The sequence below is a fragment of the Candidatus Mycobacterium wuenschmannii genome, assembly GCF_030252325.1.
GTDB classification, from domain to species: domain Bacteria; phylum Actinomycetota; class Actinomycetes; order Mycobacteriales; family Mycobacteriaceae; genus Mycobacterium; species Mycobacterium wuenschmannii.
The window spans coordinates 2,519,714-2,534,073 of sequence record NZ_CP126981.1; the positions used below are offsets into that span (position 1 = coordinate 2,519,714).

The 14,360-nt window shown below is 68.5% G+C and carries 15 protein-coding genes; 5 read left to right on the top strand and 10 right to left on the bottom strand.

Annotated features, from left to right (window positions below; all coding sequences use genetic code 11):
- Positions 1-107: 107 nt before the first annotated feature.
- Positions 108-797: a PAQR family membrane homeostasis protein TrhA gene (gene trhA / locus PT015_RS11870; RefSeq protein WP_285191069.1), complete on the top strand. Its 690-nt coding sequence runs from the start codon at positions 108-110 to the stop codon at positions 795-797.
- Here the strand turns inward: trhA and PT015_RS11875 are convergent.
- The 4 genes from PT015_RS11875 to mca all read right to left on the bottom strand — a co-directional run bounded on the left by PT015_RS11875 (position 792) and on the right by mca (position 4,325).
- Entirely contained in the window at positions 792-1,163 is a 372-nt protein-coding gene (locus tag PT015_RS11875) for a nuclear transport factor 2 family protein (protein WP_285190810.1), read from the bottom strand. The two genes, trhA and PT015_RS11875, sit on opposite strands and share 6 nt — an antisense overlap.
- A gap of 69 nt (positions 1,164-1,232) precedes the next feature.
- Entirely contained in the window at positions 1,233-3,215 is a 1,983-nt protein-coding gene (locus PT015_RS11880; protein WP_285190811.1) for a thioredoxin domain-containing protein, read from the bottom strand.
- Complete coding sequence (locus tag PT015_RS11885; protein ID WP_285191070.1) at positions 3,199-3,432, bottom strand: hypothetical protein; 234 nt, start codon at positions 3,430-3,432, stop codon at positions 3,199-3,201. The genes PT015_RS11880 and PT015_RS11885 overlap by 17 nt, the downstream gene beginning before the upstream one ends.
- 20 nt (positions 3,433-3,452) lie before the next feature.
- Positions 3,453-4,325 (bottom strand): mycothiol conjugate amidase Mca, encoded by an 873-nt coding sequence (gene mca / locus PT015_RS11890; protein WP_285190812.1) that lies wholly within the window; start codon positions 4,323-4,325, stop codon positions 3,453-3,455.
- A gap of 86 nt (positions 4,326-4,411) precedes the next feature.
- Here mca and PT015_RS11895 point away from each other — a divergent pair, with 86 nt between their 5' ends.
- Entirely contained in the window at positions 4,412-4,843 is a 432-nt protein-coding gene (locus tag PT015_RS11895; RefSeq protein ID WP_285190813.1) for a DUF4307 domain-containing protein, read from the top strand.
- Positions 4,844-5,093: 250 nt separating this feature from the next.
- On the top strand, positions 5,094-5,588 hold the full coding sequence (gene greA, locus PT015_RS11900; RefSeq protein ID WP_285190814.1) for a transcription elongation factor GreA: 495 nt from the start codon (positions 5,094-5,096) through the stop codon (positions 5,586-5,588).
- Between the two features lie 19 nt (positions 5,589-5,607).
- Here greA and PT015_RS11905 read toward each other — a convergent pair whose 3' ends face one another.
- The 4 genes from PT015_RS11905 to PT015_RS11920 form a co-directional block, all read right to left on the bottom strand.
- Entirely contained in the window at positions 5,608-6,768 is a 1,161-nt protein-coding gene (locus PT015_RS11905; protein ID WP_285190816.1) for a cystathionine gamma-synthase, read from the bottom strand.
- A gap of 19 nt (positions 6,769-6,787) precedes the next feature.
- Complete coding sequence (locus tag PT015_RS11910; protein ID WP_313825893.1) at positions 6,788-7,294, bottom strand: RDD family protein; 507 nt, start codon at positions 7,292-7,294, stop codon at positions 6,788-6,790.
- 71 nt (positions 7,295-7,365) lie between these two features.
- Positions 7,366-8,757, bottom strand: a complete 1,392-nt coding sequence (locus tag PT015_RS11915; protein ID WP_285190817.1) for a cystathionine beta-synthase — start codon at positions 8,755-8,757, stop codon at positions 7,366-7,368.
- A 33-nt stretch (positions 8,758-8,790) separates the two neighbouring features.
- Positions 8,791-9,843, bottom strand: coding sequence for an alpha/beta hydrolase (locus tag PT015_RS11920; protein ID WP_285190818.1), 1,053 nt, complete (start codon positions 9,841-9,843; stop codon positions 8,791-8,793).
- 226 nt (positions 9,844-10,069) lie between these two features.
- On the opposite strand from PT015_RS11920, the gene PT015_RS11925 reads away from it, so the two are divergent.
- Complete coding sequence (locus tag PT015_RS11925) at positions 10,070-11,011, top strand: SGNH/GDSL hydrolase family protein (protein WP_390888018.1); 942 nt, start codon at positions 10,070-10,072, stop codon at positions 11,009-11,011.
- A gap of 71 nt (positions 11,012-11,082) precedes the next feature.
- Entirely contained in the window at positions 11,083-12,300 is a 1,218-nt protein-coding gene (locus tag PT015_RS11930; RefSeq protein WP_285190820.1) for an acetyl-CoA C-acetyltransferase, read from the top strand.
- Positions 12,301-12,354: 54 nt separating this feature from the next.
- On the opposite strand, the gene PT015_RS11935 is transcribed toward PT015_RS11930, so the two are convergent.
- Both PT015_RS11935 and PT015_RS11940 read right to left on the bottom strand, forming a co-directional pair.
- Entirely contained in the window at positions 12,355-13,209 is an 855-nt protein-coding gene (locus tag PT015_RS11935) for a DUF559 domain-containing protein (protein WP_285190821.1), read from the bottom strand.
- 146 nt (positions 13,210-13,355) lie between these two features.
- A complete protein-coding gene (locus PT015_RS11940) occupies positions 13,356-14,207 on the bottom strand; it encodes a Bax inhibitor-1/YccA family protein (RefSeq protein ID WP_285190822.1) in 852 nt (283 codons plus the stop codon).
- Between the last annotated feature and the right edge of the window lie 153 nt (positions 14,208-14,360).

Here is a 14,360-nt window from a genome sequence, read left to right on the forward strand (position 1 = left end):
ACGAGGCGGGCGGGGGTTAAGGAGTGTCGTTGAGTCGCGAAACCGAGGTGGCCACCAAGCCCGGCGAGGCCGGTGCGTCCCACACCGTTGGAGACGTCGCCGAGCACATCGCCGAGGGCGTCAAGGACACCGCGCAGGCGCTGGTCAAACCGCGGGCCCGGGGCTGGATCCACTTGGTGTCAGCGGTGATTGCCGTCTTCGCCGGCGCCTCACTGATCTCCGTCTCGTGGCCGATGGAGGGCCTCGAGGCCGGAATGGCGACGTTCATCTACACCTTCGCGGTGGTGGGCATGTTCACCACCAGCGCGGTGTATCACCGGGTCAACTGGAAGTCGGTGAAGGCCCGCACCTGGATGAAGCGGCTCGACCACTCGATGATCTTCGTGCTGATAGCCGGCACCTACACCCCGTTCGCGATGCTGGCCATGCCGCACGACTCGGGCGAACTGGTGCTGTGGATGGTCTGGGGCGGCGCGCTGGCCGGGGTGCTGCTCAAGCTGTGCTGGCCGACCGCGCCGCGGTGGGTCGGGGTGCCGCTGTATCTGATCCTGGGCTGGGTGTCGGCGTTCTACATCGCGATGATCCTGCACAACGCCGGCGTGGCGGCGATGGTGCTACTCGCCGTCGGCGGCGCGCTGTACAGCATCGGCGGCATCATGTACGCCCTGCACTGGCCCAACCCGTGGCCCCACACTTTCGGCTATCACGAGTTCTTCCACGCCTGCACCGCGGTGGCCGCGATCTGTCATTACATCGCGATCTGGTTCGCGGTGTTCTACGTGGACCTGCCGCTATAACTGGGTGACGCTGTCCGGCGACCAATAGGCCTTCATCGCGGCGATCTTGCCCTCGCGGTCGAACACCATCACGTCGATCGGCTCGATGAGCATCTTGCTGTCGCCCGCGGTGACGGTCAGCTTGAAGTGGAAAGCGGCCTCGTGGCCGGCAACCCGCAGCGTCACCAGTTCGCAGTGCCGCTGAACGGCCTCCATCGCCGAGTAGAAGCCGTGGATCGCCTGGCGGCCGATGTGCACCTCGCCGCCGACCGGGTCCTCGACGGTGGCATCGTCGGCGTACAACTCGACGAGATCGTCCGCGGTTCCGTCGTTGACCAGGCTGATGTAGCGGTTGACCACCGCGGTGATCTGTTCGGCACTCGGCATGGGTCGAGACGTTACCGCGCAGGGTCTGATGGCCCGCCTCCTCCGCGGGCCGTGTCGCGGCCCGCATTGTCAGCGGGCGAGCGACCGAGCGAGCTCCTCGACGCGCGTGACCGGTAGATCGCAGACCTGACCGCGGCACACGTAGGCGGCGTCGGCGTCGCCGACTCGGTCGCGGCCGACCAGCAGCGTCGAGGAGTCGACCGCCCCACCGACGACGATCGCGCCTCCCGGTGCCAGCCTGCGCGCGTCGACCAGCAGCTGGGAGTCCGGGCCGGCGCACGCCACCGCGATCTGCAACGGTCCGCGCGCGGCCGCCTCGGCGACGGCCAACCAGTGCCCGGCCGACCGCGGCGCGCGGGCCAGCAGCGGTGAATGCGCTTGCAGCGTCACGATTGCCGCCTGCCGGTAGCGCTCCTCGCCGGCGAGGTGTGCGGCGGTCAGCAGCGCTTCGGCGATCGCCGACGCGCCCGACGGCGTCGCCGCGTCATAGGGGTCGGCGGGGCGCAGCAGCAGTTGCTCGCCGTCGTCGGCACTGTCGAACCAACGACCCGGGTTGTCGCGATCGGCGAAGTGCGCCAACGCAATATCGAGCAGTGCGGTGGCCGCGGCCAGCCAGGCGTGGTTCATGGTCAGCTGATACAGCGCGAGCAGGCCGGTGGCCAGCATCGCGTGGTCCTCCAGGATCGCCGCGCTGTCGCCGACCCGGCCGCTCAGGCTGGCCCGCCGCAGCCGACCATCCACCAGATGCAGGCGCAGCAGTCCGCGGGCGCAATCTGCTGCCGCAGAGGCCAATTCGGTCGACCCGAGCGCCACCGCGGCCTCGGCGAGCGCGGTGATCGCCAACCCGTTCCAGGCGGTGACGACCTTGTCGTCGCGGGCGGGTTGCGGCCGCGTCCGGCGCGCCGCCAGGAGCGCCGTGCGAACGCGCTCGAAGCGGGCCGGGTCGTCGGGGTCCGCGGGCCGCTGCAGCACCGACGCACCGTCTTCGAAGGTGCCGTCAGCGGTCACCCCGAAAGCCGTTGCGGCCCAACGCCCATCGTCGTCACCGAGCGCCTCGACCAGCTGCGCGGGCGTCCACACGTAGGTCGAGCCCTCGCGACCGTCGGCGTCGGCATCCAGCGATGAGGCGAACATCGCGCCGTCGCGCAGATCGGTGAGCAGAAACCGCGCGGTCTCGGCGGTGAGCCTGCGGGCCAGCGGCACGCCGCTGCGCCGGGCCCAGTGCGCGTAGGCCCGCAACAGCAGGGCGTTGTCGTACAGCATCTTCTCGAAATGCGGTACCACCCAAGCGTTGTCGACGCTGTAGCGGGCGAAGCCACCGGCCAGTTGGTCGTAGATGCCGCCGCGCGCCATCGCATTGCCGGTCCGCTCGACCGCGGCGAGCGCCTCCGGTGAGCCGGTGCGTTCCCAGTGCCGTAAAAGGCCCTCCAGCAGCGCCGACGGCGGGAACTTCGGGGCGCCGCCGAACCCGCCGTGCGCGGAGTCCTCGTCATGCAGCACCGCGCCGACGGCGTGGTCGCACAGCGCTGCGTCGACCGGCGGACCACCACCGAACTGGCCCGACCGTGCCCGCAGCTCGCCCGCAATGTCGTCCGACGTCCGCTCGACCTCGTCGCGGCGCTCCCGCCAGGTCTCCGAGACCGCCGAAAGTAACTGCAGGAAGGCATCTTTCGGATAATAGGTGCCGCAGAAGAACGGTCGCCCGTCCGGCGTCAGGAAGCACGTCATCGGCCAGCCGCCCTGCCCGGTCAGCGCGATGGTGGCGTTCATGTAGACGGCATCGATGTCGGGCCGCTCCTCGCGATCGACCTTGACGCAGACGAAGTCGGCATTCGTCGCCGCGGCCACCTCGTCGTCGGCGAACGACTCGTGAGCCATCACGTGACACCAGTGGCAGGCGGCATAGCCGATCGACAGCAGGATCGGGACGTCGCGCTCGGCGGCCTCGGCCAGCGCCGCGGGCGACCACTGTTGCCAGTGCACCGGGTTGTCGGCGTGCTGGCGGAGGTAGGGACTGGCGGCCCCGGCGAGCTGATTACCTGTCGGGTTCATGCGGCGGCTGGTCGATCGTGCCGTCGTCGGCGGCCTGATCCGGCTCGGGATGCTGCGGGTCGAACGACTCCGGCAGCTTCTTCAGGTGCCGGTTCATCGATCGGACCAGGAACACCACGGCGATCAGCAGCAGCACCACGACGAGCAGGCCGAATGGGCTGGCCTTGCCGAAGTCCGGTCCGCTGTTGTGCGGTCCCTCCTCGGCCAGCAGCGTCATCGCGGCCAGGTGTAGATGCGTCACAGCTCGTCCTCGATTCCGGCGAACAGATCGGTCTCGGGCAGCCGCACCGGAACCCGCGAGCGGGCCAGCTCGAACTCTTCGGTCGGCCACAGCTCGGCCTGCCACGAGATCGGCGCCGCGAAGAAGTCGCCCTTGGGGTCGATCTGGGTGGCATGCGCGCGCAGGGCGTCGTCGCGCTGACCGAAGTAGGCCGAGCACTCGACGCGCGTCGTCACCCGTTCGGCGTGCACATCGTGCGCGGGATCCCAGTGCTTGAGCCACTTTTCGAACGGACCGGTCTGCCCGCGCTTGGCGAACTCGTCCTGCAGCTTCTGCATCCGCTGCCGAAGGAAGCCGTGGTTGTAGTAGAGCTTGGACACCGACCACACCGGCCCGGCGTCCGGGAACCGCCGGTAGTCGCCGGCGGCCTCATACGCCGCCACCGAAACCTGGTGGCAGCGGATGTGATCGGGGTGCGGGTAGCCGCCGTTCTCGTCGTAGGTGGTCATCACGTGCGGCCGGAATTCGCGAATCGCCCGGACCAGCGCCTCGGTGGACACCTCCAGCGGCACCAGCGCGAAGCAGTCCTCCGGCAGCGGCGGCAGCGGATCCCCCTGCGGCAGGCCGGAGTCGACGAAGCCGAGCCAGGTGTGCTCGACGCCGAGGATCTCGGCGGCCTTGGCCATCTCGTCGCGGCGGACGTCGGCGATGCGACCGTGCACCTCCGGCAGGTCCATCGCCGGGTTGAGGATGTCGCCGCGTTCGCCGCCGGTCAGGGTCACCACCGCAACGCGATGTCCCTCGTCCGCGTAGCGGGCAAGGGTGGCAGCGCCCTTACTGGACTCGTCGTCCGGGTGGGCGTGCACCGCCATCAACCGCAGTTCGCTCACGTGCTCCCTGACTGTGTGCTGTCTTATAGCGCCTATAGTTCCATCCCGGACGCCGGGTGATCACCCGGCACCGACAGCCACACATCATGACCGAAGGTTCCTCAGCGCCACCGCAGACCCGTTACGGGCAACGCCGCGCGCCGCTGCCGTCGCGGCGGCGCGCCGCGATCCTGGCGGCCGTGGTCGGCGTGGTCGGCGTCATCCTCGCCGGCATCGGCTATCAGCGGCTGGGCCGCAGCGATGTCGAGGGGACGCTGGCCGGCTATCAACTGATCGACAGCCAGACGGTCTCGGTAACGATCAGCGTGACGCGAAAAGACCCGTCGCGCCCGGTCGACTGCATCGTGCGGGTGCGGGCCAAGGATGGCAGCGAAACCGGCCGCCGCGAGGTGCTGGTCGGGCCGTCGCCGCAGGCAACGGTGCAGGTGACCACGGTGCTCAAATCCAGCAAGCCGCCCGTCGTCGGCGACATCTACGGCTGCGGCACCGATGTGCCCGGCTACCTGCGCGCACCCTGACCGGGCGCCCCGGCGACAAACGCCGAACTGCGGAAATGCCCTCGGACCCCGTCGCGGCGGTGGTAGGCTGCTCGAATGCACGGTTCCGGCTGGGACCGTGTATTGCTGCATTAGCGGCCAGATGTGCCGCACAGGGGGTTCACCCGACTACTGAGGTCGGCAGTACCCGAGGTGGGACCGCCCGGCAGCACGACAGACAGCCTGACGAGGCGGTATACCGCCCAACCGACACCACAAGGAGCACGACGAGATGACGGACACCCAGGTGACCTGGTTGACCCAGGAGTCACACGATCGACTGAAGGCCGAGCTCGATCAGTTGATCGCGAATCGTCCGGTCATCGCCGCGGAAATCAACGACCGCCGCGAAGAGGGCGACCTGCGTGAGAACGGTGGCTACCACGCCGCCCGCGAGGAGCAGGGCCAGCAAGAGGCCCGCATCCGCCAGCTGCAGGACCTGCTGAACAACGCGAAGGTCGGCGAGGCGCCCAAGCAGTCCGGCGTCGCGCTGCCCGGCTCGGTGGTCAAGGTCTACTACGACGGCGACAAGTCCGACACCGAGACGTTCCTGATCGGCACCCGCGAGCAGGCCGTGCACGACGGCAAGCTCGAGGTGTACTCGCCCGCGTCACCGCTGGGCGGCGCGCTGATCGACGCCAAAGAGGGCGAGACCCGCAGCTACACCGTGCCCAACGGCAACACCGTCAAGGTGACGCTGGTCAGCGCGGAGCCGTACCACTCCTGACGGCCCGTCCCGCCGCCAATCAACCCAGCGCCTGCTCCAGGTCGGCCAGCAGGTCGGCAACGTCCTCGATGCCGACCGACAGTCGCACCAGGTCGTCGGGAACTTCCAACTGCGAGCCCGCCGTCGAGGCATGCGTCATTGCGCCGGGGTGCTCGATCAGCGACTCCACCCCGCCGAGCGACTCGGCGAGGATGAACACCTCGGTGCCCGCGCACAGCGCCTGCGCCGCGGCCCGGCCGCCGCGCATCCGCACCGACACCATGCCGCCGAAGCCGTGCATCTGTCGCGCGGCCACCTGGTGACCTGGATGGCCCGGTAGGCCGGGGTACAGCACGGTGTCCACCGCCGGGTGCTCGGCGAGGAATTGCGCTACGGCGGCAGCGTTTTCGCTGTGTCGCTGCATCCGCAGCACCAGCGTCTTGAGGCCGCGCATGGTCAGGTAGGCGTCGAACGGCCCCGGCACCGCGCCGGCGCCGTTCTGCAGGAAGGCGAAGGCCGCGTCCAACTCCTCGTCGCTGGTCACCAGCGCGCCGCCCACCACGTCGGAGTGCCCGCCGATGTACTTCGTCGTCGAGTGCAGCACGATGTCGGCACCCAGGGTCAGCGGCTGTTGCAGGGCGGGCGAGGCAAACGTGTTGTCCACCAACACCTTTGCGCCAAACTCCCGTCCGATTTCGGCGATCCCGGCGATGTCGGCGATCGACAGCAGCGGGTTGGTGGGCGTCTCCACCCAGATCAACCGGGTCTGTGGGGTGACCGCCGCCCGAACGGCGTCGAGGTCGGACAACGCGACCGGCGTGTGGACGACGCCCCAGTGCGTGAAGACCTTGTCGATTAACCGGAAGGTGCCGCCGTAGGCGTCGTCGGGGATCACCACGTGATCGCCGGGTCGCAGTACCGCGCGCAGCACGCAGTCACTGGCCGCCATCCCGGAACTGAACGCCCGGCCGAAACGGCCGTCCTCCACCGCGGCCAGCGCCGTCTCCAGTGCGGCCCGCGTCGGGTTACCGGTGCGGGCGTACTCGAACCCACCGCGCAGACCGCCGACGCCGTCCTGGGCGAAGGTGCTGCTGGCGTAGATCGGGGCGTTCACCGCGCCGGTCGCCGGATCGGGCCGGTAGCCGGCGTGGATGGCCTTGGTCGCCAGCCCTGCCTTGGCGAAATGCTCGTGCGCGCTCATCGTCGACCAGCCTAGTGAGCTAGCCTGCCGCGGCCGGCCGTTCCACCGGAAGGCACACGGTGGCCATGACCTTGTCGGCCAGCGTCTGCCGCTTGGCGTCCCACAGCGGGAACAGATATCCCACGTAGAAGATCGCGCTGTCGATCACATGCGCGAACGCCCGCAACACCGACATGCCGAATCCGATTGGCTCCCCAGTGTTTTCGCTGACGACGCGGAATCCCAGCACCGACTTGCCGATGCTGGAGCCGGTGGTGCCCTGGCGATAGCCGAAATTCCAGATGAAATAGCCCAGCGCGGTCAGCGCCGCAATCCACATCACGGTGAGTCCAACCGTCGAGTATCCGATCGAGCAGATCTGCTCGACGGAGTCGGTGGTGATGTTGGTCAGACACGCGCTGTCGATGGAGTTCTCCAGCACTAGCCAACCGACGCCGAGGATCAGCAGCAGCGGCAGGTGGTCGACGACGTAGGCGGCGACGCGCGTCGCCCACGGTGTGTACTGCTCGCGCGCCAGCCCACGCAGCTTCGGGCCGGGCGGGGGGCGGCGGGAACGACGATGGTTGTTCGGTCATCTGTGACTTTCTCCTGACACGGTTATTTGCGCGACACGCCATTGGACAGGAAGCCCAGCAGGTCGTAGCGGGTGATCACGCCGACCGGCTTGCCCTCCTCGACGACCATGACGGCGTCCAGGTCGCGCAATGTCTTGGCCAGCGCGCTGACCTGTTCGCCGGCGCCGACGATCTGCAGCGGCGGGCCCATGTGCTGGCTCACGGCATCCGCGAGGTGGGCGCGGCCCTCGAAGACGGCCGACAGCAGTTCGCGTTCCGAGACGCTGCCGGCCACCTCGCCCGCCATCACCGGCGGCTCGGCGCCGACGACGGGCATCTGCGACACCCCGTACTCGCGCAGGATGCTGATCGCGTCGCGCACGGTCTCCGACGGGTGGGTGTGCACGAGGTCAGGCAGGTGACCGGATTTACCGCGCAGCACGTCGCCGACCGTCGGCTCGATGGCCCCGTCCAGCCGGGTGCGCAGAAATCCGTAGGACGACATCCAGGCGTCGTTGAAGATCTTCGACATGTAACCGCGGCCGCCGTCGGGCAGCAGCACGACGACCAGCGAGTCCGGCCCGGCCTGCTCGGCCACCTTGAGCGCCGCGACCACCGCCATCCCGCACGAGCCGCCGACCAGCAGCGCTTCCTCGCGCGCCAGCCGCCGGGTCATGTTGAACGAGTCGGAGTCCGAGACCGCGATGATCTCGTCGGCGACGCTGGGGTCGTAGGCCTTCGGCCAGAAGTCCTCACCGACGCCCTCGACCAGATACGGCCGCCCGGTGCCGCCGGAATACACCGAGCCCTCCGGGTCGGCGCCGATCACGCGAACCTTCCCGCCGGAGGTGTCCTTGAGGTAGCGGCCCGCGCCGGTGATCGTTCCGCCGGTTCCGATCCCGGCGACGAAATGGGTGACCTGGCCGTCGGTGTCGGCCCAGATCTCCGGTCCGGTGCTCTCGTAGTGGCTGGCCGGACCCTGCGGGTTGGAGTACTGGTCGGGCTTCCATGCGCCGTCGATCTCGGTGACCAGCCGGTCGGAGACGTTGTAGTAGCTGTCCGGGTGCTCGGGCGGCACGGCGGTGGGGCACACCACCACCTCGGCGCCGTAGGCGCGCAGGGCGTTGCGCTTGTCCTCGCTGACCTTGTCGGGGCAGACGAACACGCAGCGGTAGCCGCGGTTCTGCGCGACCAGGGCCAGTCCGACGCCCGTGTTGCCGGACGTCGGCTCGACGATGGTGCCGCCCGGCTTGAGCTCGCCGCTGGCCTCGGCGGCGTCGATCATCTTCACCGCGATCCGGTCTTTGCTGCTCAGACCGGGATTGAGGTATTCCACCTTGGCCACCACCCGGCCGGCGCCCGGCGGCACGACCGAATTCAGCTGAACCAGCGGGGTGTTGCCGATGAGTTCACTGATGTGCCGCGCGATCCGCATGCGTAGATGGTCTCAGGTGCGACGCGACCTCGCCTAGCCGGTTGCCTCGCGGATGTACTCGCCGATCTGCCGCAGCGACCGCTGGGCCTCGGGGATGACCGGCGCAGCCAGTTGGAAGTCGTGAATCTGGCCGGGCCAGACCCGCACCTCGGTCGGCACGCCGGCCTGGGCGAGTGCGTTGGCGGCCAGCCGGGCGTCGTTCAACAGCACCTCGGAGCCGGACACGTGGATCAGGGTCCGCGGCAGTCCGGGTTCGACGTGATCCAGCGGCTCGTACAGCTTTTCGGGCTTGCCGTCGACGACATGCTTGCGGGCCGCCTTGGCCACCAAGGTGAACAACGCGTCAAAGGCCTTGGCGGGGAACATCGCATCGGTCTTGATGTTCGGGTGCGTCTGCTTGGGCTCCTTGGCCAGCTGCAGCAGCGGCGATATCGCCACCAGCGCCGCGATGTCCTCGTGCGCCTGCTGAAGTCGTTGCGCCAGGGCAAGAGCCAGGTATCCACCGGCGGAGTCGCCGGCCACCACGATCTGGTCCGGCTCGTATCCGCGCAGCCGAAGCCACCGGTAGGCGTCGTGACAGTCGTCGAGCGCCTGCCCGACGGAGTGCTTCGGGATCAGCCGGTAATTGACCACCAGGATCGGCGCATCGGCAAACTTGGAGAGCGCGTTGACAATTCGGCCGTGCGAGTTGACCCCACACGTCAGGAACGCACCGCCGTGCAGATACAGCACCACGCGCCGTTTGCCGTCGGCCGGCAGCACCCCGGGGGCGCGCACCAGCTGCGCGTTGCAGTGCGGCAACTCAACGGTTTTCCGGACGGTTCCCGGTCCGGGCAGTAACGCCCGGCAGGCGAAGTCGATGATGCCGAACGGGAACGGCACGAACGGGATGTAACTGACCACACCCAGGGCCGGACGGATGGTCAGCTTGCAGGCCAGGGCGGCCACCATGCCGGGGAGACTGGGCCCACTCTCGATTACTTCGACGGGTTTGCCGTCGGTGAGGGGAAACCTCCGGGCCCGCAACACGTCACGGGCACGAACGGGGGTCCGGGGCGAGCCTGAGACCTTGCTCGGTGCGGTCATGTTCAACACTCCTACGCCGTTGTAGTGCATGTCGACGAGGTCTCATGATGCTGAGCCAACGACCTCGAGAACTTAGCTTGACACTTTAAAGAACTTCAACAATCAAAGAGTCTGATTCGATGCCGAGATTGCCCCGACCCGTGACGTCCCAAACGGAGGGGCAGCCGACCGTCATCAAATCGACACTTAAACTGGACGCGTGGTACGACGCGCGCCGCGGGGTTCGATGGTCGCGCTGGCCGCAGCGGGTGCGCTGGCTTCAACCGGCACCGCCTATGTGGGGGCGCGCAATCTGCTGATCGGGCAGGCGGCGAAGGCGCGCAGCGTCATCCCCAAATCCTGGGACGTCCCGCCCCGCGCCGATGGTGTGTACTCCCCCGGCGGCGGCCCTGTCGACCGCTGGCAGCGCGGCATGGATTTCGACCTGCATCTGATGATCTTCGGCGACTCCACCGCGACCGGGTATGGCTGTCGCAGCGCCGACGAAGTGCCCGGCGTCTTGATTGCCCGCGGGCTGGCCGAACAGAGCGGCAAGCGAATCCGGTTGAGCACCAAGGCAATTGTCGGTGCCACCTCCAAGGGTTTGTCCGGACAAGTCGACGCGATGTTCGTGGCCGGGCCACCCCCCGACGCCGCGGTGATCCTGATCGGCGCCAACGACGTCACCGCGCTCAACGGCATCGGCGCCTCCGCCCGACGGCTCGGTGCCGCCGTCCGCCGACTGTGCGCCAGCGGCGCCGAGGTCGTGGTCGCTACCTGCCCGGATTTCGGTGTGGTCAAGGCGATTCCGCAACCGCTGCGCTGGACGGTGCGCACCCTCGGCCTGCGGCTGGCCCGCGCTCAGTCCGGCGCGGTGCGGTCCGCCGGCGGCGTGCCGGTGCCGCTGGCGTCGCTGGTCAACGACCAGTTCAAGCATTCGTCGCACTTGATGCTGTCCGACGACCAGTTCCACCCCTCGGCCGCGGGCTACGCCCTGGCGGCCAGCCAGCTGCTGCCGGCGCTGTGCCACGCGCTGGGAGACTGGGCCGGCGCCCCGGTGCCCGCACTGCCGTCGGCGACGGCCACCGAAGCCGGCCCCGGCTACTCGATGCTCCGGCTGCTGTCGCGGCTGTGGCGGCGGCCGACCACCGGCGTGCCCGCGCCGATCGTCGCTCCCGCCTCCGGCTAGGCCGTTTAACGTCGTGCGGGCTCTCGGGGCTAGATTCGGGGCCAGACCTGATCCTCGTAGATGGAGCCGTCATGCCGGAAGCCGTCATTGTCTCAACTGCCCGCTCGCCCATCGGGCGCGCGATGAAGGGGTCGCTGGTCAACATGCGGCCCGACGACCTGGCCGCGCAGATGGTGCGCGCCGCCCTGGACAAGGTGCCGGGGCTCAACCCGCACCAGATCGACGACCTGATCCTGGGCTGCGGTCAGCCGGCCGGCGAGGCCGGTTACAACCTGGCCCGCGCGGTCGCCGTCGAACTGGGCTACGACTTCCTGCCCGGCACCACCGTCAACCGGTACTGCTCGTCGTCGCTGCAGACCACCCGGATGGCCTTCCACGCGATCAAGGCCGGGGAGGGCGACGCGTTCATCTCCGCCGGCGTCGAGACCGTGTCGCGGTTCGTCAAGGGCAGCTCCGACTCGTGGCCGGACACCAAGAACCCGCTGTTCGACGAGGCGCAAGAGCGTTCGGTCGCGGCGGCCGCCGGTGCCGACGAGTGGCATGACCCCCGCACCGACGGCCACATCCCGGACGTCTACATCGCGATGGGCCAGACCGCGGAGAACGTCGCGCTGCTGACCGGCGTCAGCCGCGAGGACCAGGACCACTGGGGTGTGCGCAGCCAGAACCGCGCCGAGGAGGCCATCAAGAGCGGCTTCTTCGACCGCGAGATCGTCCCCGTGACGCTGCCCGACGGCAGCACGGTCAGCAAGGATGACGGCCCGCGGGCCGGCACCACCTACGAGAAGATCAGCGAGCTCAAGCCGGTCTTCCGGCCCAACGGCACGGTCACCGCGGGTAACGCCTGCCCCCTGAACGACGGCGCCGCCGCGGTGGTCATCACCAGCGACACCAAGGCCAAGGAGCTTGGCCTCAAGCCGCTGGCCCGCATCGTCGCCACCGGCGTCAGCGGCCTGTCGCCGGAGATCATGGGACTGGGGCCGATCGAGGCGAGCAAGCAGGCGCTGGCCCGGGCCGGCATGTCGGTCAAGGACATCGACCTGTTCGAAATCAACGAGGCGTTCGCCGTCCAGGTACTCGGCTCGGCTCGCGAGTTGGGTATCGATGAGGACAAGCTGAACGTGTCCGGCGGCGCGATCGCCCTGGGCCACCCGTTCGGCATGACCGGCGCGCGCATCACCACCACGCTGCTGAACAACCTGGAGACCTACGACAAGCAGTACGGCCTGGAGACCATGTGCGTCGGTGGCGGCCAGGGCATGGCGCTGATCATCGAGCGGCTGAACTAGCTCCTCGGCGTTGACTCTGCGTCCACGGCGCAGAAGTGTGAGTGGGGTGCGCCCTCAGCGCAGACTCAACGCATCCCAGGCGCGTTGGACCCGGCGGACGACGTCGGACGCCCGGTGCCGTGACACCACCCTGACGACGGTCCAGTCGATGCCTGCCAGGTACTCCTGCCGTGTCACGTCCTTTTCGTACTGCCACGCATCGGTCCAGTGCTGCCCACCGTCGTACTCCACGGCGAGTTTGATGTCCTCCCAGCCCATGTCGAGGAAGTAGCGCGGAAAGCCGTCCGCGCCCGGAACGGCGATCTGGGTCTGCGGCCTGGGGAAGCCTGCGCTGATCAACAACAACCGCAGCCACGTCTCCTTCGGCGACTGGGCTCCCGCGTCGAGGAGATCCAGCGCCCTCGCGAGTCGACCGAGACCGCGCGTGTGGCGATGACGCGCGGCCAGCTCCTGGACATCGCGGACCTTGAAATCGGTCGCCGCGGCCAGTGCGTCGAGGGACGCGACGGCGCGGCCCAGACTCTCCCGGCGGCCGATGTCGAAGGCGGTGCGTTCCGGTGTCGTGACGAGCAGTCCGTCGCGGCATTCGAATTCGTTGTCACACAGACGATCGTGACGCGTCAGGACCCCTCGCGGCGCTCGGGCGTTGCGCCAGATCAACTCGACCAGGACACCGTCGTCGACCCACTTGCTCCCATGGATCGCGGCGGCGGCCGAACCGGCGACCACTCCCTGCCGCCTCGACCACAGCCAGGCGGCCGTCGTGCGCTCCTGCAGCGTTGGCGATACCCGCTTGTCGAGGTAGACCCCGGGCAGCAGCGCGCGGTAGTAGCGGCGCAGCTCGTACCGACTCAGGTCACCGGCGGCGAGCGCCTCGCTGCCGATGAACGGCCCCCTGCCCTGATCCATGCGGGCATGCTGCCGGGGCACACCGACAACGGCGTTGACTCTGCGTCCACGGCGCAGAAGTGCGAGTGGGGTGCGCCCTCAGCGCAGAGTCAACGCATCAAAAAAGCCGGCACGCACGCGTGCCGGCTTTTTTGGTTGGTCTACAGCTAATCGTTTTGCAGATAGCTGAGCAGACGCAGGATCTCGATGTAGAGCCAGACCAGGGTGACGGTCAGGCCCAGCGCGATGCCCCATGCCGCCTTCTCCGGGGCGCCGGCGCGGATCATCTGATCGGCGGCGTCGAAGTCGATCAGGAAGCTGAACGCCGCGAGGCCGATGCAGACCAGCGAGAAGATGATCGCCAACGGGCCGCCGCTGCGCAGGCCCATGCCCTCGCCGTGGCCGACGCCGAACATGCCTAGCACCAGGTTGCCCAGCATCAGGGCCAGCACACCGAACATGCCGGCAACCAGCATGCGGGTGAACTTCGGCGTCACGCGGATCGCACCGGTCTTGTAGACCACGAGCATTCCGAAGAACACGCCGACCGTGCCCAGGACCGCCTGCCCGATCATGGATCCGGCGTTGGCGCTGCCCACGGTGAAGTTGGCCAGCACGAACGAGAGCGCTCCCAGGAACAAGCCCTCCAGCGCGGCGTAGCTCAACACGACCAGCGGGCTGTCCTGCTTGCGAGCGAAAGTGGCGATCAGCACGACGCCCAGCCCGCCGAACGCGCCGACGAAGGTGAACGGGGTGGCCAGCGCGATGTCACGCGCCACCAAGAAGTAGGAGACGACCGCGACGGCGGACAGCACCGCAAGGGTGATGCCGGTCTTGGTGACGACGTCGTCGATCGTCAGCGGACGTGAAACGCCGGACCGCTCGTCGGCGTACGGAGCATAGGGGTCAGCCTGGTGAACTGACTGGGTCGCGGCGCCCGCGACGCCGCTCCCGAACTGCGCGTATCCGCCACGCTGCTTGGGCAGCGAGCGAAATACCGGGTTACTGGTCTCCCGCACCGTCGGTTCCTCTCGTGAGCTGTGGTTTCTGAGCTTGCGAACAACTGATCAACGAACGGTAGTCCAGCCGTGTTCCCGGCGGGAGCTACTCGCGATAAACCTTACCCGCGGGCGCTGCGACGAGGGTAACGATCTAGATTGCCTAGCAGGCCA

What these genes read in the sequence shown, in the direction of transcription:
- PT015_RS11875 (WP_285190810.1), bottom strand. Translation starts at nt 1,163, where the DNA reads ATGCCGAGTGCCGAACAGATCACCGCGGTGGTCAACCGCTACATCAGC.
- PT015_RS11880 (WP_285190811.1), bottom strand. Translation starts at nt 3,215, where the DNA reads ATGAACCCGACAGGTAATCAGCTCGCCGGGGCCGCCAGTCCCTACCTC.
- PT015_RS11885 (WP_285191070.1), bottom strand. Translation starts at nt 3,432, where the DNA reads ATGACGCTGCTGGCCGAGGAGGGACCGCACAACAGCGGACCGGACTTC.
- PT015_RS11895 (WP_285190813.1), top strand. Translation starts at nt 4,412, where the DNA reads ATGACCGAAGGTTCCTCAGCGCCACCGCAGACCCGTTACGGGCAACGC.
- greA (WP_285190814.1), top strand. Translation starts at nt 5,094, where the DNA reads ATGACGGACACCCAGGTGACCTGGTTGACCCAGGAGTCACACGATCGA.
- PT015_RS11905 (WP_285190816.1), bottom strand. Translation starts at nt 6,768, where the DNA reads ATGAGCGCGCACGAGCATTTCGCCAAGGCAGGGCTGGCGACCAAGGCC.
- PT015_RS11915 (WP_285190817.1), bottom strand. Translation starts at nt 8,757, where the DNA reads ATGCGGATCGCGCGGCACATCAGTGAACTCATCGGCAACACCCCGCTG.
- PT015_RS11920 (WP_285190818.1), bottom strand. Translation starts at nt 9,843, where the DNA reads ATGACCGCACCGAGCAAGGTCTCAGGCTCGCCCCGGACCCCCGTTCGT.
- PT015_RS11925 (WP_390888018.1), top strand. Translation starts at nt 10,070, where the DNA reads ATGGTCGCGCTGGCCGCAGCGGGTGCGCTGGCTTCAACCGGCACCGCC.
- PT015_RS11930 (WP_285190820.1), top strand. Translation starts at nt 11,083, where the DNA reads ATGCCGGAAGCCGTCATTGTCTCAACTGCCCGCTCGCCCATCGGGCGC.
- PT015_RS11935 (WP_285190821.1), bottom strand. Translation starts at nt 13,209, where the DNA reads ATGGATCAGGGCAGGGGGCCGTTCATCGGCAGCGAGGCGCTCGCCGCC.